This window comes from Phytomonospora sp. NPDC050363 (assembly GCF_040655735.1).
In the GTDB taxonomy this organism is placed as follows: Bacteria; Actinomycetota; Actinomycetes; order Mycobacteriales; family Micromonosporaceae; genus Phytomonospora.
Genome location: NZ_JBFAKK010000016.1, coordinates 70,041 through 90,680 on the forward strand (window position 1 = coordinate 70,041; position 20,640 = coordinate 90,680).

22 protein-coding genes are annotated in these 20,640 nt (G+C 70.0%); 12 read left to right on the forward strand and 10 right to left on the reverse strand.

What is annotated here, in order from left to right; genetic code table 11:
- Nucleotides 1-73: 73 nt before the first annotated feature.
- Nucleotides 74-1,210 (forward strand): phosphorylase, encoded by a 1,137-nt coding sequence (locus AB0I28_RS33495; protein ID WP_357499731.1) that lies wholly within the window; start codon nucleotides 74-76, stop codon nucleotides 1,208-1,210.
- A 22-nt stretch (nucleotides 1,211-1,232) separates the two neighbouring features.
- Nucleotides 1,233-2,858: a hypothetical protein gene (locus tag AB0I28_RS33500; protein WP_357499732.1), complete on the forward strand. Its 1,626-nt coding sequence runs from the start codon at nucleotides 1,233-1,235 to the stop codon at nucleotides 2,856-2,858.
- A gap of 166 nt (nucleotides 2,859-3,024) precedes the next feature.
- On the opposite strand, the gene AB0I28_RS33505 is transcribed toward AB0I28_RS33500, so the two are convergent.
- Nucleotides 3,025-3,639, reverse strand: coding sequence for a helix-turn-helix domain-containing protein (locus AB0I28_RS33505; protein ID WP_357499733.1), 615 nt, complete (start codon nucleotides 3,637-3,639; stop codon nucleotides 3,025-3,027).
- Nucleotides 3,640-3,647: 8 nt separating this feature from the next.
- Between AB0I28_RS33505 and AB0I28_RS33510 the strand changes: the two genes are divergently transcribed.
- Nucleotides 3,648-3,872 (forward strand): ester cyclase, encoded by a 225-nt coding sequence (locus tag AB0I28_RS33510; RefSeq protein WP_357499734.1) that lies wholly within the window; start codon nucleotides 3,648-3,650, stop codon nucleotides 3,870-3,872.
- A gap of 43 nt (nucleotides 3,873-3,915) precedes the next feature.
- On the opposite strand, the gene yidD is transcribed toward AB0I28_RS33510, so the two are convergent.
- From yidD to AB0I28_RS33545, 7 genes are all read right to left on the reverse strand, one after another.
- Nucleotides 3,916-4,371 carry a membrane protein insertion efficiency factor YidD gene (gene yidD, locus AB0I28_RS33515; protein ID WP_357499735.1) on the reverse strand — a complete coding sequence of 152 codons (456 nt, stop codon included), beginning with the start codon at nucleotides 4,369-4,371 and terminating at the stop codon, nucleotides 3,916-3,918.
- A gap of 9 nt (nucleotides 4,372-4,380) precedes the next feature.
- Nucleotides 4,381-5,277: a DMT family transporter gene (locus AB0I28_RS33520; protein ID WP_357499736.1), complete on the reverse strand. Its 897-nt coding sequence runs from the start codon at nucleotides 5,275-5,277 to the stop codon at nucleotides 4,381-4,383.
- Between the two features lie 5 nt (nucleotides 5,278-5,282).
- Nucleotides 5,283-5,771, reverse strand: a complete 489-nt coding sequence (locus AB0I28_RS33525; protein WP_357499737.1) for an anthrone oxygenase family protein — start codon at nucleotides 5,769-5,771, stop codon at nucleotides 5,283-5,285.
- 37 nt (nucleotides 5,772-5,808) lie between these two features.
- A complete protein-coding gene (locus tag AB0I28_RS33530) occupies nucleotides 5,809-6,582 on the reverse strand; it encodes an SDR family oxidoreductase (RefSeq protein ID WP_357499738.1) in 774 nt (257 codons plus the stop codon).
- Between the two features lie 49 nt (nucleotides 6,583-6,631).
- On the reverse strand, nucleotides 6,632-7,060 hold the full coding sequence (locus tag AB0I28_RS33535) for an OsmC family protein (RefSeq protein ID WP_357499739.1): 429 nt from the start codon (nucleotides 7,058-7,060) through the stop codon (nucleotides 6,632-6,634).
- Between the two features lie 212 nt (nucleotides 7,061-7,272).
- The gene (mctP, locus tag AB0I28_RS33540) at nucleotides 7,273-8,874 is read right to left on the reverse strand and encodes a monocarboxylate uptake permease MctP (RefSeq protein WP_357499740.1); all 1,602 of its coding nucleotides are present in this window, start codon (nucleotides 8,872-8,874) and stop codon (nucleotides 7,273-7,275) included.
- Nucleotides 8,871-9,092, reverse strand: coding sequence for a DUF3311 domain-containing protein (locus tag AB0I28_RS33545; RefSeq protein WP_357499741.1), 222 nt, complete (start codon nucleotides 9,090-9,092; stop codon nucleotides 8,871-8,873). The genes mctP and AB0I28_RS33545 overlap by 4 nt, the downstream gene beginning before the upstream one ends.
- 183 nt (nucleotides 9,093-9,275) lie before the next feature.
- Here AB0I28_RS33545 and AB0I28_RS33550 point away from each other — a divergent pair, with 183 nt between their 5' ends.
- On the forward strand, nucleotides 9,276-10,583 hold the full coding sequence (locus AB0I28_RS33550) for a hypothetical protein (protein WP_357499742.1): 1,308 nt from the start codon (nucleotides 9,276-9,278) through the stop codon (nucleotides 10,581-10,583).
- Here the strand turns inward: AB0I28_RS33550 and AB0I28_RS33555 are convergent.
- Nucleotides 10,550-11,518 carry a cation diffusion facilitator family transporter gene (locus tag AB0I28_RS33555; protein WP_357499743.1) on the reverse strand — a complete coding sequence of 323 codons (969 nt, stop codon included), beginning with the start codon at nucleotides 11,516-11,518 and terminating at the stop codon, nucleotides 10,550-10,552. The genes AB0I28_RS33550 and AB0I28_RS33555 overlap by 34 nt on opposite strands.
- A gap of 142 nt (nucleotides 11,519-11,660) precedes the next feature.
- Between AB0I28_RS33555 and AB0I28_RS33560 the strand changes: the two genes are divergently transcribed.
- From AB0I28_RS33560 to rarD, 7 genes are all read left to right on the forward strand, one after another.
- A complete protein-coding gene (locus tag AB0I28_RS33560; protein ID WP_357499744.1) occupies nucleotides 11,661-14,306 on the forward strand; it encodes a valine--tRNA ligase in 2,646 nt (881 codons plus the stop codon).
- A gap of 106 nt (nucleotides 14,307-14,412) precedes the next feature.
- Nucleotides 14,413-14,664: a type II toxin-antitoxin system prevent-host-death family antitoxin gene (locus AB0I28_RS33565; protein ID WP_357499745.1), complete on the forward strand. Its 252-nt coding sequence runs from the start codon at nucleotides 14,413-14,415 to the stop codon at nucleotides 14,662-14,664.
- Complete coding sequence (locus tag AB0I28_RS33570; protein ID WP_357499746.1) at nucleotides 14,661-14,921, forward strand: Txe/YoeB family addiction module toxin; 261 nt, start codon at nucleotides 14,661-14,663, stop codon at nucleotides 14,919-14,921. The genes AB0I28_RS33565 and AB0I28_RS33570 overlap by 4 nt, the downstream gene beginning before the upstream one ends.
- A 59-nt stretch (nucleotides 14,922-14,980) precedes the next feature.
- Entirely contained in the window at nucleotides 14,981-16,300 is a 1,320-nt protein-coding gene (locus tag AB0I28_RS33575) for a folylpolyglutamate synthase/dihydrofolate synthase family protein (protein ID WP_357499747.1), read from the forward strand.
- Nucleotides 16,301-16,332: 32 nt separating this feature from the next.
- A complete protein-coding gene (locus AB0I28_RS33580; RefSeq protein ID WP_357499748.1) occupies nucleotides 16,333-16,764 on the forward strand; it encodes a DUF4233 domain-containing protein in 432 nt (143 codons plus the stop codon).
- A gap of 113 nt (nucleotides 16,765-16,877) precedes the next feature.
- Entirely contained in the window at nucleotides 16,878-17,933 is a 1,056-nt protein-coding gene (locus tag AB0I28_RS33585) for an LCP family protein (RefSeq protein ID WP_357499749.1), read from the forward strand.
- Nucleotides 17,934-18,058: 125 nt separating this feature from the next.
- Nucleotides 18,059-19,024, forward strand: coding sequence for an EamA family transporter RarD (gene rarD / locus AB0I28_RS33590; RefSeq protein ID WP_357499750.1), 966 nt, complete (start codon nucleotides 18,059-18,061; stop codon nucleotides 19,022-19,024).
- Here the strand turns inward: rarD and AB0I28_RS33595 are convergent.
- The gene (locus tag AB0I28_RS33595) at nucleotides 19,002-19,994 is read right to left on the reverse strand and encodes a VOC family protein (RefSeq protein WP_357499751.1); all 993 of its coding nucleotides are present in this window, start codon (nucleotides 19,992-19,994) and stop codon (nucleotides 19,002-19,004) included. The genes rarD and AB0I28_RS33595 overlap by 23 nt on opposite strands.
- Before the next feature lie 236 nt (nucleotides 19,995-20,230).
- On the opposite strand from AB0I28_RS33595, the gene ndk reads away from it, so the two are divergent.
- A complete protein-coding gene (ndk, locus tag AB0I28_RS33600) occupies nucleotides 20,231-20,635 on the forward strand; it encodes a nucleoside-diphosphate kinase (RefSeq protein ID WP_357499752.1) in 405 nt (134 codons plus the stop codon).
- Nucleotides 20,636-20,640: the final 5 nt, after the last annotated feature.

Consider the following 20,640-nt stretch of genomic DNA (forward strand, 5'->3'; position numbering starts at 1 on the left):
ACAGTATGGCCTCGGCGGGCTAACTTCGAGGTATTACTGTCACACCGACAGTAATGATCACGCGGGAGGCGGCATGGACGGTGGAGGGGATCGCCCGGTCGCGGTGGTCTGCGCCGCGCTGAACCTTGAGTACGAGGCGGCACGTGCGCACTTGCCGGGGCCGTTCACGGAGGTCGTGCGGGGAGGCACGCGGTACGAGACCTCCGTGCACGGCCCGTGGGAGGTCGTCCTGGCGCTCGTCGGGCGGGAGAACACCGGCGCAGCCGTGCAGGTCGAGAGGGCTCTGGCGGCCTTCGGCCCGCAGCTCTTACTGCTCGTCGGCATCGCCGGCGGCCGCCGGGACAGCCGTCACGGGGACGTGATCGCCGCCAGCGTCATCTACGACTACGAGGCGGGCCGGGACGCCGACGGGGAGTTCTTCTCCCGTGCCAAGAGCCTGCCCGCCGCCCACCGCCTCGTGCAGGCCGCCCAGGCCGTCTCGCGCGAGGGGCAGTGGCGTCGCCGCATCCAGCCGCCGCCGGTGTCCGAGCCGCGCGCGTTCGTCGCACCGCTGGCGGCCGGGGGGAAGGTCGTCACCGGCGTCGCTTCCCGCACGGCCATGCTCATCGACCAGCGCTGCGACGACGCGCGCGGCGTCGAGACCGAGGGCTACGGCGTCCTCCACGCCGCCTACGTCAACAAGGGCGTCGACGCGATGGTGATCCGCGGAGTCTCCGACCTGCTCGGCGACAAGACCGCCGGCAACGACGCCAGGTGGCAGGTCGTGGCCGCCGGGCACGCCGCGGCCTTCGCCTGGGAGCTGCTCGACCGCACCGACCCCGATGTCCCCGCGAAGCGAGAGGCGGCCGGCGTGAACGGCGGCGAGACCAACATCGGCATCCAGGGTTCGGGCAACAGCGGGAACACGATCGGCAGCGTCGGTCACGTCGAGGGAGACGTGCACGTGACGGCCGCGATCGCACCCGACAACCGCCTGCGCGCCGAGACGCGCCTGCTGCTCGCGCTGCTCGCCGAGCACGAGCGGGAGATCGGCACCGCCGACGACGAGTACACCGACGCCGTCGACGACATCCGCGGCGCCGCGGAGGGGAAGGAGGTGCGGCGCGGACGGCTCAGGTCGGCGCTGCGCTCGGTCCTCGGCTTCGCGGGCGGCATCGTCGCCGTCCACGAGGTGGCGCAGCGGATCCTCGCGTTGACCGAGTCCGAATAGGAGAGTTCAAGGGGGAGTTAGCATGACCGACCAGCCCATTGGAAACGGCCGGCAGCCGAGCCCGCCGCCGACACCCGCCGAGGCGGGGACCACGGCCCAGGCGGTGAACCTCGCCACCCGGCATCTCTGCGCGGGTGTCTACCTCGACCACCGGTACTGCGATCGCGTCCTGCACGACGTCTACGAGGACGACGGCAGCGCGGTGGCGCCCTACACGGGCGCCGAGACGGCGGCGGTGCTCGCGCACGCGAAACGCGCCCGCATGCTGAACACCGTCGAGGCGGCGGTGCTGCTCGTCCTGCTCGTCGGCACGGTATGCGCCGGCGGTCCGATCTTCGCGAGCGTGGCGCTCGTGCTGGTGGTGTGGCAGGTGATCCTCAGCGCCGCGAGCCTTTCGCGTGACCTGCGGGCCGGGCGGCGGGTGACCGGCTCGCTCGTCCTGCTCGGGTTCGTGGCGGCGGCCGTCGCGCTGTACGTGGTGACGGGTGCGCTGGCGTCCCGAACGGCGGACTCCAATGATCCCTATTCCAGTATGGACGGCGGCTCCTCCGCGGAGCCCGACATCCTCGGCGGTGCGTCGGTGCTGATGGTCTTACTGCTGGCGGCGACCGTTCTGACGACCGGCATCATCCGCGGGAGGCTCATCGCCCGCGTGGGAGCGGGCTGGGTTCCGCCGGTGGACGGCGACCGCCGCCTCGCCCGGGTCGAGGCGAGGGAGCACGCGAAGGTGTCCGTCTACTCGGACTTCAACCCCTTCACGCACGCCGGTGAGCGCACCGACTTCTGGCGCTTCGCGCTCGATCTGCGCCCACCCGAAGGGGGCGTGCCCGCCGCGCACGAGCCTGGCAGCTGGCCGATGTTCGACGTCGACTCGCTCGTCGGCCACATCGGCCGGTTCCTGCAGGGGCTCGACGGAGACTACGGCCGCTTCGCGCGGATCCCGGACCTGCGGGTCGAGGACCGGTTCGTCATCTCCGGCCGCGACACCGCGCACCCGGACCACGCCGATCCGCCGACGGGGGAGGCCGAACGGGTCATGCGCTACCCGTTCGAGGCGATGCGTCACTACCTGAAGTGCCAGGTCGTCTCCTGGAGCGGCGAGGTCGTCACGACCGTCTACGTGCACACCGCCTTGCAGGGACGCACGCTCTACCTGGAGTTCCAGGCCTTTGTGATGCCGCCGACCCGTGACGACTTCCACGTCTTCGGCGTCTCCGGCGGTGCGTTCGGGGCCGGTCTGGCGGCACTGCGGCAGATGCCCCGGCTGATCTGGCGCGTGCCGGCCGTCCTGGCCCGATCGGCCGCGTCGGTACTGAACTCGCAGGGTGCTCCCATCGACGTCGGCGCCAAGACCAGCGTCCGGCTCCTCGGCACCGAGCCGGGCTTCGGCAACTACTTCCAGTGGCGCGACCCGCACAAGTACGTCGCGATCCTCGAACGCCAGCTCTTCGTCGCCCTCGTGGACTTCCTGCGGGGCAAGGTCGATCTCGCCGAGCTGGAGGCGCGTGCGGCCACCGTGATCAACAACGGCGTCATCAACAACGGCGCCGGCAGCAACGTCAACGTCGGCGTCGCCGGCTCGGGCAACAGCGGCAACAGCGTCAACTCGGTCGGCAACGTCAAGGGCAACGTCGGTCAACCGGGCTGAAGACCTTCTCCCTCACCTCGGGGCCGGTTCATCTGCGGTGGACCGGCCCCATCCGCGCGCCCAGTACTCCAGTCGTATCGTGATCTTCATGCCCGAGCGGCTCGCGGTAGGGTCCAGAGCGCGTGTTTCGAGGACGCGGCGGAAGCCGGCGTCGTGCTCGCCGCTTTCAGCGGAGGCCGTCGGCCGGTGTCGAGCGAGTGTCCGTGCCCTGTCTGACCAGGACGATCAGTCGCTCTGCTTGAGTGGCGTCGGTGGTGGTCAGGGCGATCCCGTTGGCCAGCGCAAGTAGTTCCGATGCGTTGAGGTCGGCGCGGACGGCACCGGCGCTTTGCGCCCGAGTCAGCAGTGCCGACGCGGCTGTGTGCATCGACTGGTGCCAGCGGTCGAACAGCGCCGATCGCTGACCGGTGCGGTCATCAGTGATCGACAGCGCCAGTTCCCGCTTGGCTGCCACGTGTGCGATGAAATCCCGAAGCCAGGCGAAGAGGGCGTCGCCGGGAGGATCCTCGGCCAGTAGGGACCGGCTCCGGGCGCAGAGCTCGGCCACTTCCTCGGAGTAGACGGCGATGATCAGTTCGCGACGCGTCGGGAAGTGCCGATACATGGTGGCGTTGCCGACGCCGGCCCGGCGGGCGATGTCGTCAAGTGGGGCGTCGACGCCGTGGTCGTGGAAGACGTCTTTGGCCGCGGCCACGAGCTGGTCGTAGTTGCGCTGGGCGTCCGCGCGACGACGACGCTGTGGTTCCGAACGCGGCGCGGGTCCGGCGCTCTGCGATGCCATGACCCTGGATGAGCGCGGGCAGCGCGTTCCACGACGTCTCCGTGACGATCGAGCAGAACGTCGTCTCCGGCGACACCTCCGTCAACCGGTACACCAGCAGGGGCACCCACACAGACTCCGGCCGACGCTACGAAGTCCTCAGCATGGACATGGTCCGCGTCCGCAACGGCCGAATCGTCGAGCACTGGGCCCTGCGCGACGCCGATGCGATGCGCGACCAGTTGGGCCTGTGAAAGAGTCGCTGGATCAAGAAGATCACGATCCGCGACTGGAGTACTAGGCCTCCACGACGCTGCTCGGCAGCGCGTCGACCGTCCCCCGCCGCACGGTCCCGTTGCACCGCAGGATCCTCCCGACGGCCAGCCGCATGCCGCGCACCAGTCCGTACGCCCGCACCGCCTCAAGCCCGTACTGACTGCACGAGGGCTTGAACCGGCAGTGGAAGGGCAGCCTCGGCGACAGATACCGCTGGTACCCGCGAATGGCCAGCACACCGAACCACCGCGACAGCGACCACCAGCGCAGCGCCCGCGCCCGTTCCGGGAAACGGTCGAGCGCGACGGCGTCCATCAGCCGGTGCCCCGGACCCCGGCGGTCGCGGGGCTTCCAGTCGGGGTGCGGGGCGTCGGGACGGTGCTTGTTCTTCTTTTTCTTCTTCCCGTTGCTCGACCAGTCGCAGCCGCTGCCGATGTCCGAGCAGGATCCGCAGTCGGGAAGGTCGCAGTCCACCATCCGGAGAGACTAGACCGCGACGTCCACTGTCTCCCGGACACGCTTCCTCGTGCGGGAAACCGCGACACCGGCCAGGCACAGCGCACCACCGGCGAAGGTCAGCCAGCCGGGCACCTCGTCGAGCACGATCCACGACATGAGGACCACCACGGCCGGCACGATGTAGGTCGTCGCGCCCATCTTCCCGGCCGTCGTCCGCGCCAGCGCGTACGCCCAGGTCGTGAAGGCCAGCGCGGTCGGGAAGACGCCCAGGTAGACCATGTTCAGCGTCGCCGACAAGGGCGCCTCGGCGACCTCCCCGACGAGCTTCCCGGCGAACGGCAGGCACGCCACCATGCCGATCAGGCAGCCGTAGGTCGTGGCCTGAAGCGCGGTCGCGTGCCGCAGCGCCGGCTTCTGCGCGACCACGCCCACGGCATAGGTCGCCGCCGCCAGCAGGCACAGCACGACACCGAGGATCGACGAGCGGCCACCGCTCGACATGGACACGCCGACCACGACGGCGCCCGCGAAGGAGACCGCCATCCCGGCCATCAGCCGCGGCGGGAAACCCTCCTTGAGCAGCCATCCGCCCAGCAGCGCGATGAGGATCGGCCCGACGTTGACGATCATCGCCGCCGTACCCGCGTCGACCTCCTGCTCGCCCCAGTTGAGGACGACCATGTAGGCGCCGAACCAGAAGAGCCCCGACACGATGATCCCCGGCCACGCCTGCTTCTTCGGCAGGCCCGCCTTGCGGATCACCGCGATCACCACGAGCACCACCGCGCCCGAGGCGAGCCGCCCCAGTGCGAGCGCGCCCGGACTGTAGTGCTCGATGGCGTCGCGGATGGCCACGAACGCCGACGACCACAGCAGCACCGTCACCGCCGCGGCCGCCAGGGCCTTGCGGTCGGTGGTGGGCACCCCGGTCATACGAGCAGCGCCCAGAACGTCAGTACCGCCGCGACGACACCGGCGAGCGTGCGCACGGTGTGCCGGGCGTTCCACGGCTTCTCGAACCAGCCGCGGGTCTCGGCGAGGCCCTTGTCGTCGAGAGCGTCGACGTCGGTGGCCTCAAGCCGGTTGTTGAGGGGGACGTTGGCGCCGACCGTCACGAAGAACAGGCCGAGGACGTAGACGACCGTCGCAGCCGCGAGGAGCCAGAAGCGGGCCGAGTCGGTGTCGTCGAAGTGCAGAACGGTCGCCAGGATCAGCAGGATCGGCGAGCCCACGAAGCACAGCATGAAGACGGGGTTGAGGATCACGCGGTTGATCGACTTCATCGCGCGCAGGTACTCGCGGTCGGTGAGCCTGTTCAGCGCGCCGTTCACGGCCGTCGAGAAGCCGAAGAACAGGCCGGTGATCAGTGTGCTGGTGACGCCTGCCGCGATGAGCACGATGTCGGTGAAGAGCGCCATGGACGACCATTCCTGAGCAGGGGTGGGCGCCGACAGTCTAGTGCGCTTCGGGGTCGGCGCCCAGCGCCGCGCGACCGCCGTCCACGGCCAGCGTCACGCCGTTCACGAAGCTCGACTCCGGTGACAGCAGGTAGGCGACCGCGTCGGCGACCTCGGCCGGTTCGCCGACCCGCCCGAGCGGGTGCAGCCGCCGCATCTCCTCGGCCGTGCGGGCGCGGTCGGCCGCCGAGCGCTCGCCGAGGTACGCCTGGTAGCGCTCGGTGGCGATGGAGCCCAGGGCGACGGTGTTGACGCGGATCCCGTGCGGTCCATATTCGACGGCCAGGGCCCGCGTCATGCCCTCGATCGCGGCCTTCGCGGTGACGTAGGGCAGGCAGCCGGGGACCGCGCGCTGCGCCTGGTGCGAGGAGACGTTGACGATGGCGCCACCGTCGGCGCAGGCCAGGAAGTGGCGGACGGCGACGGTCGCGCCGGCCACGGCGGGCGCGAGGTTGCGGCCGATCAGGTCGAGGGTCTCGGCGGCCGGGGCGGTGTGGACCGAGGCGTCGCGGAAGACGGCGGCGTTGTTGACCCAGCCCGTCAGCGTCCCCGACGCGGCCGCCAGCTCGGCGGCCTCCTCGCAGACGCGCTCGTCGGCGGCGCTGCCGGTCAGCGCCGACACGCGCTCACTGAAGGGATGCCGCGCGATCCACTCCAGCGCGCCCGGGTCGCGTTCGATGGCGACGACGTGGCCGCCGTCGTCGATCAGCTTCTCCACGATGGCGCGGCCCACACCCCGCCCGCCACCGGTGACCACATAGGAACGGCTCACGCGCCACCTCCGCATCGAAGGTAACGCGTGAGCCGCGGGTGCGCGAACCTCAGGCCAGGCTGGCGCTGAGCGTGATGGTGGTGGCCGACAGCGCCTTGCTGACCGGGCAGCCGGTCTTGGCGGCCTCGGCGGCCGAGACGAAGTCCTCGGCGCTGATCCCGGGCACCCGGCCGACGACGGTCAGGTGGATCCCGGTGATCCCGCCGGCGGCGGGGTCGAAGGTCACGTCGGCGCTGGTCTCCAGGCTCTCCGGCGGGGTCCCGGCCTTGCCGAGCCCGGCCGACAGCGCCATGGAGAAGCACGACGAGTGAGCGGCGGCGATCAGCTCTTCGGGGCTGGTCTTGCCGTTGGCCTCCTGCGAGCGTGCCGCCCAGGAGACGTCGGTCGGCGCGAGATTCGACGACTCGAAGTTGACGACGCCTTTGCCGCTGGCGAGGTCGCCCTCCCAGACGGTGCGTGCGGTGCGGACCGTGGCCATAGCTATGGACTCCTTCGGTTTCACGGCTAGCCGGACGGTCTCGACATTAGGCCGTGGCGGGCGCGGCTGCGCGCGAACCCGCCCGGACGCCTTCGCCGAAGGGGTGCGGCCTTCGTCACGCGTGTGGGGCGGACCGCCGGGCCCGCCCCACCGCACCCCGCCCCGGGCCCGCCGGCCGCGCCCTTGGAGGGCGGCGGCCGGCGGTCGCCGCGTCACGTGGAGGCGATCGGCTCCTTCTCCAGCTCGCCCGCGTCGACTCCCTTGTCGCCCTCGTCGGCGAAGTAGTCGTCGTCGACGGTCCCGTCGGCGCCGTCGGGCGTCTTGAGGGCCTTGAGGACCAGGGTCACCAGCACGGTCACGATCAGGTTCATCGCGACGGCCAGCAGACCGGCGTAGAGGGTCATCTTGGTGTCGAGGCCGAACTTCTCCAGCGGGAAGGCCGAACCGGCCCAGTGCGGCTTGGTCGGGCTGGACACGTTGTAGAGCATCCACATGCCGAAGCCCATGCCCGCGGCCCAGCCGGCGATCAGCGCGCCCCGGTGGAACCAGCGCGTGTACAGGCCCAGACCGACCGAGGGGAGGGTCTGGAGGATGATCACGCCGCCGATGAGCTGGAGGTCGATGGAGAACGACGGGTCCAGCAGCAGGATGCACAGCACCGCGCCGATCTTCACGACCAGCGAGACGATCTTGCTGACCTTGGCCTCCTGCGCCGGCGAGGCGTCCTTCTTCATGTACTCCTTGTAGATGTTGCGGGTGAACAGGTTCGACGCCGCGATCGACATGATGGCCGCCGGGACCAGCGCGCCGATGCCGATGGCCGCGAAGGCCACGCCGGTGAACCAGTCGGGGAACATCTTGTCGAAGAGGTTGGGCACGACGGTGTTCATGTCGGTGCCGATCGGCGTGATCCCGGCCGCGATGGCCATGAAGCCCAGCAGTGCGATGAGGCCCAGCAGCAGCGAGTAGGCCGGCAGCGCCGACATGTTCCGCTTGATCACGTCACGGTTCTTGCTGGCCAGGATCCCGGTCACCGAGTGCGGGTAGAGGAACAGCGCCAGCGCCGACCCGAAGGCCAGCGTCGCGTACTGGAGCTGGTTGTTGGCGTTGAGCAGGATGCCGTCACCGGGGTTGGGGGAGGCGTCGAACTTCGCCTGCGCCGCCCCGAAGATCTCGCCCCACCCGCCGAGCTTGAGCGGGATGTAGATGACCGCGGCCAGGATGACCACGTAGATCAGCACATCCTTAACGAAGGCGATCAGCGCCGGGGCGCGCAGCCCCGACTGGTAGGTGTAGGCCGCCAGGATCGCGAAAGCGATGATGATCGGGAGGTGTCCCTGGACGCCCATCGCCTTCAGCACCGCCTCGATGCCGATCAGCTGCAGCGCGATGTAGGGCATCGTCGCCACGATCCCGGTGATCGCCACGACCAGCGCCAGCGTCGGCGAGCCGAACCGCGAGCGCACGAAGTCGGCCGGGGTGACGAAGCCGTGCCGGTGGGAGACCGACCACAGCCGGATCAGCACCAGGAACAGCATCGGGTAGATGACCACGGTGTAGGGCACCGCGAAGAAGCCGACCGCGCCGGCGCCGAAGACCAGCGCGGGGACGGCGACGAACGTGTAGGCGGTGTAGAGGTCGCCGCCGATGAGGAACCAGGTGATCCAGCCACCGAAGTTGCGGCCGCCCAGGCCCCACTCGTCGAGGTGCTCCATGTCCTTCGGGCGGCGCCAGCGCGCGGCCACGAATCCCATGCCGGACACGCCGAGGAACAGCACGCCGAACACGATCAGTTCGGTCCACTGGATCGTCATGACGACCGCCGCTTCTTCGTCATCTGGTAGACGAGGCTGGTGGTGGCCACGCCGACGAGGATGAACGCCAGCTGGAGCCAGTAGAAGACGGGGAAGCCGAGCAGTCGCGGTTCGTCGTGGTTGAACAGGAATGTCAGCAGGGGAAGCACCACCGGCACGATCAGCAGCCAGTTCCAGGGGCTGCGATCGGAGCGGGGTGAGGGTTGCCGGGTGGTCAAGGCCGTGACTCCGTTTCGAGGGGCTGTCTTGCTGTGATGTGGAGCACTTCTATCACGTGACCTACGCCATGTCACCCCCGTGGCACCGACCGCGCCCCGTTTGCGCGAAGCGGTGAGCCACTGACTACTCCGCAGGCAAAATGATCGGATGGGGGCAAAACGTGCGAATGGTCGGTCCGTTTCATGACCGCCTCGACGCCCGCGGGCGCTTCGGAGGCCGAGATCGCCGCGCTGCGCGAGGAGGTCGAACGCCTGCGCGGGCGTAAAGGAAAATGGCGCCGGGGCGGGCGGTGGGTCGCCGCGACCGCGCTGTTCGTCGTGGCCGCCGTGCTCGCCGGAGTCGCGCTGCTGGCCGGTTTCGTCCGGGACGAACTCCTCGACACCGACTCCTACGTCGCCACCGTCGCGCCCCTCGCGCACGACCCCGCGGTGCAGACCGCCGTCGCCGACAGGCTCACCGGCGAGATCGTCAAGGCCGTCGACTTCGACGACCTCACCAGCCGCACCGTCGACGCCCTCAAGCGCGTCGGCGCGCCTGCGGTCCTCGACTCCCTCGTCGGGACCGTCGCCGACGCCATCGAGGGCTTCATCGGCACGAAGGTCTCCCAGATCGTCGCCTCGGACACCTTCGCCGACGCCTGGGCCGACGCCAACCGGATCGCCCACACCCAGCTCGACGCCGTCCTCACCGGTCAGGACAGCGAGTTCGTGACCACCACCGACACCACCGTCTCGGTCGACCTCGGCGCCTTCCTGGAGGTCGTCAAGCAGCGGCTCGTCGAGGGCGGCTTCGGGCTCGCCGCGAAGGTCCCGGCGGTGTCCATCCAGTTCACCGTCTTCGACTCGCCCGACCTGGCCAAGGCGCAGCGGCTCACGAAGCTGCTCAACACCGTCGCCACCTGGCTGCCGTGGCTGGTGCTGGTCCTGGTCGTCGCGGGCCTGGCCGCCGCGCCGCGCCGGCGCACCGGGCTGCTGATCGGCGGGATCTGCCTGCTGGTGATGGCCGCGATACTCGTGCTGGCGCTGCCGGCGGTCCGCACCTACTACCTGAACCACCTTCCGTCGGGCGTGTCGCCCGACGCGGCGGCGGTGGTCTACGACCAGGTCGTCGCCCAGCTGGCCAACGCGTTCGAGGCGCTGCTGGTCGCCGCGGTCATCTGGGTGGTCGCCGCCTTCGTGGCGGGCCCGAGCCGTCTGGCCGGCGCCTTCCGCGGGGTCGTCGTGCACGGCTGCGAGTGGCTCGCCCGGATTCTCGGGCACCTGTGGCCGCCGCTCGGCCGCGCCGGGCAGGCGGTCGCGCGCTGGTACCGGCCGGTGCAGGTCGCGGCGGTGGTCGTGGCCGTCCTGACGCTGGTGCTCGACGACCGGCCGGGGCCTTCCTCGGTGCTGTGGACGGCGCTGTGGACGACGCTGTTCGTGCTGGTCCTGGAGGTGGTCGTGCGCATCCCGCCGCCGCTTCAGCCGGAGTCGCCGGTCTCCTCGTCCTCCTGAGCGACGCGGCCCGGGGTCGGGTCGAGGAACAGGTAGGCGATCGACGGGAAGCGAGCGCGGAGCCGGCGCTCGGCGGCGTCGGCGGCGATCTCGATGCGCCCGGCGGTCACCGAGTCGACGAAGTCGACCTTCGCGGCGACCAGCACCGAGGCCGGCCCCATGTGCATCGCGACCAGCTCGCGAACCTGGTTCACCTCCTCGATGCCCTCGAGTTCGGTGATGATCGACTCGCGCAGCTTCGCCGGGACAGACTGGCCGACCAGCAGCGACATGTTCGCCACCGCGAGGGTCACCGCGACGGCGATCAGCAGAAGACCGATGAGGACGGAGGCGGCGCCGTCGTAGACCGGGCTGCCGGTGATCTCGGTGAGCGCCAGGCCGCCGGCGGCGATGATGAGCCCGGCGAGGGCCGCGAAGTCTTCGAGGACGACGGCCTTGAGCGTGGTGTCGGGGGTGAGCCGCAGGAAGCGGCGCATTCCGACCCGCCAGCGCCTCGCCTCGTCGCGGGTCTGGCGCAGGCCGCGGATCAGCGAGATCGACTCCAGGACGAAGGAGACGGCCAGCACGATGTAGGAGATCAGGTAGTCGCCGGGCTCGTGGTCGCCGGTCATCTCCTGGATGCCGTGCCCGATGGAGAAGCCGCCGCCGGCGATGAACGTGAAGGCGGCGGCGATGAAGGCCCAGAAGTAGGCCTCGCGCCCGTAACCGAAGGGGTGGCGGCGGCTGGCGGGTTTCCCGGACCGGCGCAGCGCCACGAACAAGAAGACCTCGGTGGCGGTGTCGGCGAGGGAGTGCGCGGCCTCCGACAGCATCGCCGAGGAGCCGCTGAGCAGGCCCGCGATGCCCTTGGCCACCGCGATCGACAGGTTCATCGCCCCGGCGAGCAGGACCGTCCCGACGCTCTCCTCGCTGACCGGCTGCGCGCCCTCGCTCACCGGGCCTCCTGTGGGTCGTGTCCGCCGCGATCCGTCGAGGATATGGGCCCGGCCGCCCCATCCCGGCTCCAACGCGCCAAGGGCGCGTCACGGGTGGTAAACCGGGATGACCGCGTCTCGGCCGCGTACGTAAACTCAGGCCGTGACCAACGCACCCGAACCGCAGCCCCGAGCGTCCCTTCCGTCCCAGTACGCGCCCGCCGAGGTCGAGACGGCGCGCTACGAGCGGTGGGTAGCCGACGGCCGGTTCCGGGCCGAGGCCGACAGCGACAAGCCGGCCTACTGCATCGTCATCCCGCCGCCCAACGTGACGGGGAACCTGCACGTCGGGCACGCCTTCGAGCACACCCTCATCGACGCCGTCATCCGCCGCAAGCGCATGCAGGGCTTCGAGGCGCTGTGGCAGCCGGGCATGGACCACGCCGGCATCGCCACCCAGAACGTGGTCGAGCGCAAGCTCGCCGCCGAGGGCGTCTCGCGGCACGACCTCGGGCGCGAGGCCTTCGTCGAGAAGGTCTGGGAGTGGAAGGACGAGTCGGGCGGGCAGATCCTCGACCAGATGAAGCGCCTCGGCGACTCCGTCGACTGGGACCGCGAGCGCTTCACGATGGACGAGGGCCTCTCGCGGGCGGTCCGCACGATCTTCAAGCGGCTCTACGACGACGAGCTGATCTACCGCGCCGAGCGCATCATCAACTGGTGCCCGCGCTGCCAGACCGCGATCAGCGACATCGAGGTCGACCACAGCGACGACGACGGCGAACTCGTGTCGATCCGCTACGGCGACGGTGAGAACTCGATCGTGGTGGCCACGACCCGGGCGGAGACGATGCTGGGCGACACCGCCGTGGCCGTCCACCCCGACGACGAGCGCTACCGGCACCTGGTCGGCACCGAGATCGAGCTTCCGCTGACCGGCCGCCGGATCCCGATCGTGGCCGACGCGCACGTCGACCCGGCTTTCGGGACGGGCGCGGTGAAGGTGACGCCGGCGCACGACCCCAACGACTTCGAGATCGGGCAGCGCCACGACCTGCCGTCGATCACGGTCATGGACGAGCGCGCGGTGATCACCGCGCACGGCCCCTTCCTGGGCCTCGACCGTTTCGAGGCGCGTCCGGCGATCGTGGCGGCGCTGCGCGCGCAGGGCCGGATCGTGGCGGAGAAGCGTCCCTACGTGCACGCCGTCGGGCACTGCTCGCGGTGCAAGACGACGATCGAGCCGCGGCTGTCGAAGCAGTGGTTCGTGCGGGTGGCGCCGCTGGCGAAGGCCGCGGGCGACGCCGTGCGCGACGGCCGCGTGAAGGTCTCGCCGCCGGAGATGGAGAAGCGCTACTTCGCCTGGGTCGACAACCTGCACGACTGGTGCATCTCACGTCAGCTGTGGTGGGGGCACCGGATCCCGATCTGGCACGGCCCCAATGGCGAGCAGGTCTGCCTCGCCGAGGGCGAGGAGCCGCCGGCCGGGTACGAGCAGGACCCCGACGTGCTCGACACCTGGTTCTCCTCGGCGCTGTGGCCCTTCTCGACGATGGGCTGGCCCGACGAGACGCCCGACCTGGCGAAGTTCTATCCGAACTCGATCCTGATCACCGGCTACGACATCCTGTTCTTCTGGGTGGCGCGGATGATGATGTTCGGGCTCTACGCGTTCTCCGACGCCGAGCCGGCGCAGGCGGTGCCGTTCAAGGAGATCGTGCTGCACGGCATGGTCCGCGACCAGTTCGGCAAGAAGATGTCGAAGTCCTTCGGCAACGCCGTCGACCCGATCGAGTGGATGGACCGCTACGGCGCCGACTCGATGCGGTTCACCCTCGCGCTGGGCGCCAACCCGGGCGTGGACGTGCCGATCGGCGAGGACTGGGTGCAGGCCTCGCGCAACTTCTGCAACAAGCTGTGGAACGCCACGCGCTTCGCGCTGATGTCGGGGGCCACGACCGAGGGCGAGCTGCCCGCCGCGGAGGGGCTGTCCACGGTGGACAGGTGGATCCTCTCGCGGCTGAACCACACCGTGGCGGCCGTCGACGAGTACTACGCCGACTACGAGTTCGCCAAGCTCTCCGACGCGCTGCGCCACTTCGCGTGGGACGACGTCTGCGACTGGTACGTGGAGCTGATCAAGCCGGTCCTGGCCGAGGGCGGCGTGGCCGCCGAGCGCACGCGCCGGGTCCTCGGCGAGGTGCTGGAGACGCTGCTGCGTCTGCTGCACCCGCTGATCCCCTTCGTGACCGAGGAGCTGTGGCTGGCGCTGACGCGCGGCGACCAGCTGGGCGAGTCGGTGATGATCGCGCCGTGGCCGCAGCCGCGCACGTCGTACTACGACGAGATCGCCGAGACCCGCGTGGAGACGCTGCAGCGGGTGGTCGGCGAGATCCGGCGCTTCCGCAACGACCAGGGCGTCAAGCCCAGCCAGCGCGTGGCGACGCGCCTGACGGGCCTCGACGCGTCCGGGATCGGCGGCGACGAGCCGATGATCCGCGCGCTGGCGCGGCTGGAGGCGGCCGGTGCCGACTTCACCGCGACGGCCTCGCTGGCCATCGACGGGGACGTGACGGTGGAGTTCGACACACGCGGGACCATCGACGTCGCCGCCGAGCGGGCGCGCCTGACCAAGGACCTCGCGGTCGTCGGCAAGGAACTGGAGCAGTGCCGCCGCAAGCTCGGCAACGAGGCCTTCCTGGCCAAGGCGCCCGACGCGATCGTGGCCGGCATCCGGGAGCGCGAGGCGGCCGCGGTCGCCTCGATCGAGCGCATCGAGGCGGCCTTGGCGAGCCTGCCGGAGGCGTAGCGGGAGCGAACGACGAGGAACGGCCCCCGCCGGCGAGGCGGGGGCCGTTTCGTTGCCGCGGCCATAAAATCACTGTACGCTTCTATGTACATCTCTGGAGGTATGTATGAAGACGATCTCGTTCACCGAGTCGAGAGCGAACTACGCACAGACTCTCGATGCGGTCGTCAACGATCGCGAGGAGGTAGTGGTGACCCGTGCGGGCCACGAAGCGGTCGTCATCGTTTCGCTTGAGGAGTACGAGTCGCTCAAGGAGACGGCTTACCTCCTGCGCAGCCCCGAGAACGCCCGCCGGTTGCTGGCCTCAATCGACCGGCTTGAGCGCGGGGACGGTATCGAGAAGGGCTTGATCGATTGAAGCTCCTGTGGGACGAAGCCGCCTGGGAAGACTATGTCCACTGGCAGACGCAGGATCGCAAGGTCCTCAAGCGAATCAATCTGCTGATCACCGATATTCAGCGCAACGGCAATGAGGGGATCGGTAAGCCGGAGTCGCTGAAACACGGTTTTCACGGGTACTGGTTTCGTCGCATTACGTCGGAACATCGTCTGGTTTACAAGATCGTCGACGAACAGATTCGTGTGGCTGCATGTAGGTACCACTATTCCCCCTGACCCACCCCGCCCGACCCGGGCCCACCTCGCCGCCCGGCCCCACCAACTACGCTGACCTCGTGAACCAAGACTTCGCGGCCGTCAACGCCGAGCTGGAGGCCCGCGGATTCAGCCGCTGGGTCTTCAAGCTCGAACGCATCAAGGCGCTCCTTGACCTGCTGGGCAACCCCGAGCGCGCCTTCCGGGCGATCCACATCACGGGCACCAACGGCAAGACCACCACCGCCCGCATGATCGAGTCGCTGCTGCGCGCCCACGGCCTGCGCACCGGGCGCTACACCAGCCCGCACCTGAAGTCGATCACCGAACGCATCAGCATCGACGGCGAGTTCATCTCCGAGGAGGACTTCGTCCGCGTCTACCGCGAGGTCGCGCCCCTGGCCGAACTCGCCGACCAGCGCTACGACGAGACCCTCACCTACTTCGACATCACCACGGCCCTGGCCTTCGCGGCCTTCGCCGACGCGCCCGTCGACGTCGGCGTCATCGAGGTCGGCCTGGGCGGTGAGACCGACGCCACGAACGTCCTCGGTGCCGAGGTGGCCGTCATCACGCCCATCGGCCTCGACCACACCGAATGGCTCGGCGACCGCGTCGAGGACATCGCCGACATGAAGGCCGGCATCATCCACAAGGGCGCCACCCTCGTCACCGCCGAGCAGGAGCCCGAGGCCCTCGAACCGCTGCTGCGCCGCTCGGCCCAGGTCGGCGCGACCGTCATGCGCGAGGGCAAGGACTTCGGCGTCACCGAGCGCTACCTCGCCTTCGGCGGCCAGGTCCTCACCCTCCAGGGCATCGGGGAACGCTACGAGGAGGTCTTCGTGCCCCTCCACGGCGCCCACCAGGCGCAGAACGCGACGATCGCGCTCGCCGCCGTCGAGTCGCTGCTGGGCGCCGGACTCGACGCCGAGGTCGTGCGCGAGGGCTTCGCGCAGGTCACCTCGCCGGGCCGGATGGAGCGGGTGCGGACCGCGCCGACGGTGCTCCTCGACGTCGCCCACAACCCGCACGGCATGGCCGCGACGGTCAAGGCCGTCGGCGAGGAGTTCGGTTTCGAGCGGCTGATCGTGGTCATCGGCGTCGTCGCCGACAAGGACGTCGAGGGCATGCTCGAACTCCTCGAACCGATCACCGACCAGCTCATCGTGACGCGCAGCCAGAACCCGCGCGCGATGGCGCCGGCGAAGATCGCGCGCTTCGCCGAGGACATCATGGGCGAGGAGCGGGTCCAGATCGAGGCCTCGCTGCCCGAGGCGATCGAGCTGGCCGTCGAGCGCGCCGAGGAGGCCGCCGGGATCACCCTGGGGGCGTCGGGCGTGCTGATCACCGGGTCGGCGTACCTCGTCGGCGAGGCGCGGACGCTGCTGGTGCGCGACTGAGTGCCGGGGGCCACCCCCGTACCCTTGCACCCGTGGAACAGGTGCGCGAAGAAGCCGTCGACCAGACCGACGCCGTTGCCGACGCCGAGTCCGGTACCGACCCCGCGACCGAGTCCGGCCTGCGCAATCCCGAGCGCGCGGCCCGGGGTCTCGGCGCGATGGTCCTCGCCCTGGAGGCCCTGGTCCTGCTGCTGGCGATCGCGCCGCTGAACATGCTCGACGTGCCGCACCTGGGCCTGGCCATCACGGTTGTCCTGGTCCTGGTCGTCGCGGCGGTCGTGCTGGCCGGGATGATGAAGCGGCCGTGGGCGTGGCTCGCCGGCGGGGCCCTTCAGGTCGCGCTGCTCCCGTGCGCGGTGTTCCACTGGTCACTGGCCGCGATCGGTGTGGTGTTCGGCCTGGTCTGGCTGTACTCGCTCCATGTGCGCAAGGTGCTGTCGCGCCCGCCGGTGCGCGAGTCCTGATCTCGACTCGGCCACGAACAGGTCACGGAAGATCCCGGCGCAACCCAACCGTCATCTGAACGCGTTTTCCTCAGCAGAGAGTTCTTCACTTTCATCGAGGACGGACGACGATCATGGCCTGGAAGCGTCGTGGCGAGCGCAAGCGCGGCTCCCGGAGCCCGCTGTGGGCCAAGTTCCTCGTCGGCCTCGGCGTGCTCCTGATGGCCGCCTCCGGCGGGGCGGTGGTCTACGCGCGCATGCTGACCGAGACGGTCAACGACTCCGTCGTCGAGGAGGACCTGCTCGGTGAGACCGCCGTGCAGCAGGGCGTCGACTACGTCGCCACGAACGGTCCGCTCAACTTCCTGATGATCGGCACCGACTCGCGCGACGCCAAGGACGTCGACGCCGAGGCGCGCACCGACACCATCATGGTCCTGCACATCCCCAAGGGCCTGGACAAGGCCTATCTGATCTCCATCCCGCGTGACCTGTGGGTCGACATCCCGCGCTGCTGGGACGGCGAGACGGCCTGCGAGGAGCGCGTCAACGCCGCCTACGTCTTCGGCGGCGACAGCCGGGCCAAGCGCTTCAAGCTGCTCGCCGAGACCGTCAGCGGCTTCACCGGCCTGAAGTTCGACGGCGCGGCGATCATCAACTTCAACAGCTTCAAGGAGGTCGTCGAACTCGTCGGCGGCGTCGAGCTGTGCCTTGAGGAGACGATCACCTCGATCCACAGCTACAAGACCTTCAAGAAGGGCTGCAAGGAGTACAAGGCCAAGGACGCCCTCGACATCGTCCGGCAGCGCAAGATGTACGCCGACGGCGACTTCGCGCGGCAGCGGATGCAGCAGCGTTTCGTCAAGGCCCTCCTGGAGCGGGCCGAGGAGCAGGGCTACCTGTCCGACCCCACGAAGATCGGCACGCTGATCGAGAAGGTCGGGGCGACGCTGACCGTCCAGTGCCCGGTGGGGATGCGCCCTACCGACGTCGCCTACACCCTGCGCGGCATCAAGCCCGAGGCGATGACGATGGTGAAGGTCCCGACCGTCCCGGAGACGATCGGCGGCGCGGAGGTCCTGCGGGCCATGGACACCGCCGACGACCTCTGGAAGGCCGTCGCCGACGACTCCCTCGAACCCTTCCTGGCCGAGCACTCCGACCTGGTGAACAAGGACGTGAAGAAGTAGCCGGCGGCCCTTCCCGGTGACCTTCGGCACAGCCCTCCCGACGGCCTCGCAGCATGCGTCCCCGGGACCTGCGCGAGCGCCGTCGGTAAGTTGCCGACACCCCTTACGCCCCGTACGTTTGCGCCGTGAACGACTCCCGCCGCGGCTATGTGTTCGCCTTCGCGGCCTACGGCCTGTGGGGCCTTGTGCCCCTGTACTGGAAGCTCCTGCGACCGGCGGGCGCCGTCGAGATCCTCGGCCACCGCATCCTCTGGTCGGTGGTCTTCACCGGCCTGGTGCTGCTCGCCATGCACTGGCGGGCCGGCCGTCGCGACCCGCTCAACGGCCCGGGCGCGCTGGTGACCCTGCTGCGCGACCGGCGCAAACTCTTCGGCGTCGCGGTCGCCGCGACCGTCATCACGGTCAACTGGGGCGTCTACATCTACGGCGTCAACGCCGACCGGGTCGTGGAGACCTCGCTGGGCTACTTCATCAACCCGCTGGTCTCGGTCGCGCTCGGCGTGCTGCTGTTCCGCGAGCGCCTGCGCTCCTGGCAGTGGGCCGCCGTGGCCGTCGGCGCGCTGGCCGTCGGCGTCCTCACCGTCGCCTACGGGCAACCGCCGTGGATCGCGCTGATCCTGGCGTTCAGCTTCGCCGCCTACGGCGCGGTGAAGAAGCGGCTGGGTCTGCCGCCGGCCGAGAGCCTGTTCGTGGAGTCGGCGTTCATGGCGCTGCCCGCGCTGGGCTTCGTCGTGTGGCTGGAGGCGGCCGGGCAGGGGACCTTCGCGTCGATCTCGGTGGCGCAGGCCCTGTTGCTGGCCGGTGCGGGCGTCGTCACGGCGGTGCCGCTGCTGTTCTTCGGCGCGGCGGCCAACCGGCTCCCGCTGTCGGTGATGGGCATGATCCAGTACGTCGGGCCGGTGCTCCAGTTCGTCTTCGGGGTCACCGTCTTCGGCGAGGAGATGCCGCCGGCCAGGTGGATCGGCTTCGGCCTGGTGTGGGCGGCGCTGGTGCTGTTCAGCTTCGACGGGTTGCGGCGCTCGCGTCAGACCCGGCTGGCCGGGCGCGCGGCGCCCGAGGCGCTGCCGGTCACAGCTCCCGTATCTCGGTGATGGCCAGGCCGTGCCCGTCGGGGTCGGTGAAGGACGCGGCCACGACCTCGTAGGTCCCACCGGTGATCGCCGCTCGCGGACCGTGGCTGAACACCACCCCCCGGTCCTGTAGTTGCAGGTAGGCGTTGTCCACATCGGACACTTCGAGGGCCAGGTGCATCAGCGGGCTGTGCCGCTCGGGGGTGTCGTCGCGACGGCGGACCAGCAGCACCCGCCCGAACCCGGCCTCCAGCAGGACGGCCTCCGAGGAGCGGTCCAGCTCGACCAGCCCGAGCAGACCGGTGTAGAACTCCACCGAACGCTCGATGTCGGCCACCACCAGCGTCGCGGCCACGTCGCGCACCGAGGCGGCCGGCAGGAAGGTCTCCTCGCTGACGAAGGCGCGCGAGTCGTCGAGCGGACCGCCGAGTTCCTCGACGTGCCCGGCCGCGGTGTAGCGGTCGTTGCGGTCCTCCGGCTGCGGCTTGGGATCCCAGGCCGGCTGACGCTGCTTGGGCACCGCCGGGGCGGGCGCCTCCGCGCGTTCGGCCGGCTCGGCGACCACGACCTCCTCGGCCACCTCGGCCTCGCGGGACGGCGGTTCCAGGTCGGGCTCGCGTTCGAGCTCCTCCTCGTCGTCGGCGAAGCTCGCCTCAAGGTCGTCGATGGACGCCAGCCCGTCCTCGGCCGACTCCTCCTCTTCCTCGTCGTCGCGCTCGGTGCTGCGGAACTCGGCGACGAACTCCTCCACCGGGTTGGGCGGATTGCGCGGCTCGTCACGCGGTGTGCGGCGCAGCTTGTTGCGGATCCGCTCCTGCGTCAGCAGCGCCACACCCCCGCCGAAGAGCACGAAGGCGAACAGGAAGATGGTCAGGTTGCGGCTGCCCGCCGCCACCGCCGTGGTGAAGAGGGCGAGAAGGATTAAGAGGCCGGCGCCCAGCAGGCGCCCGGACATGGGCCGCCGAGCGGGCCGCCGCTGCCGTACCGCCATGATCCCTCCCTTGTGGACGCCCGGGTCCGGGTCCACGCGCAGCTTAGATGGCGCGGCGGGCCGGGGGCAACCGGCGCGTCACCCACGGCGAGGCGCCGAAAAAACGTGACCCGGCTCTCACCCGAACCTCTCACCGCAGCTACCCGCCGCCCTGCCCGACCACGGCCACGCCGACGCCGTCCCTCCGGTTAAGCTGGCCGCCCACGGTCAACCGAAGCCACAAGGAGGCCACTTCCGTGTCCCAGCAGACCCTGGTCCTTATCAAGCCCGACGCGGTCGCCCGCGGCCTCGTCGGCGAGGTGCTCGGCCGGCTGGAGCGCAAGGGCCTGCGCATCGAGGCGATGCGCCTGCGAACCATGGACGCCGCGCTCGCCGACGCCCACTACGCCGAGCACGTCGAGAAGCCGTTCTATCCGCCGCTGAAGGAGTTCATGACCAGCGGCCCGCTCGTCTCGCTCATCGTCTCGGGCGACGAGGCCATCACCGTGGTGCGCGCGCTGGCCGGCTCGACCGACGGTCGCGCGGCGGTCCCGGGCACGATCCGCGGCGACCTCTCGCTGTCGAACCGGGAGAACCTGATCCACGCCTCCGACTCGCCGGAGTCGGCCAAGCGCGAGATCGCGCTGTGGTTCGAGGCCTGAGCCGC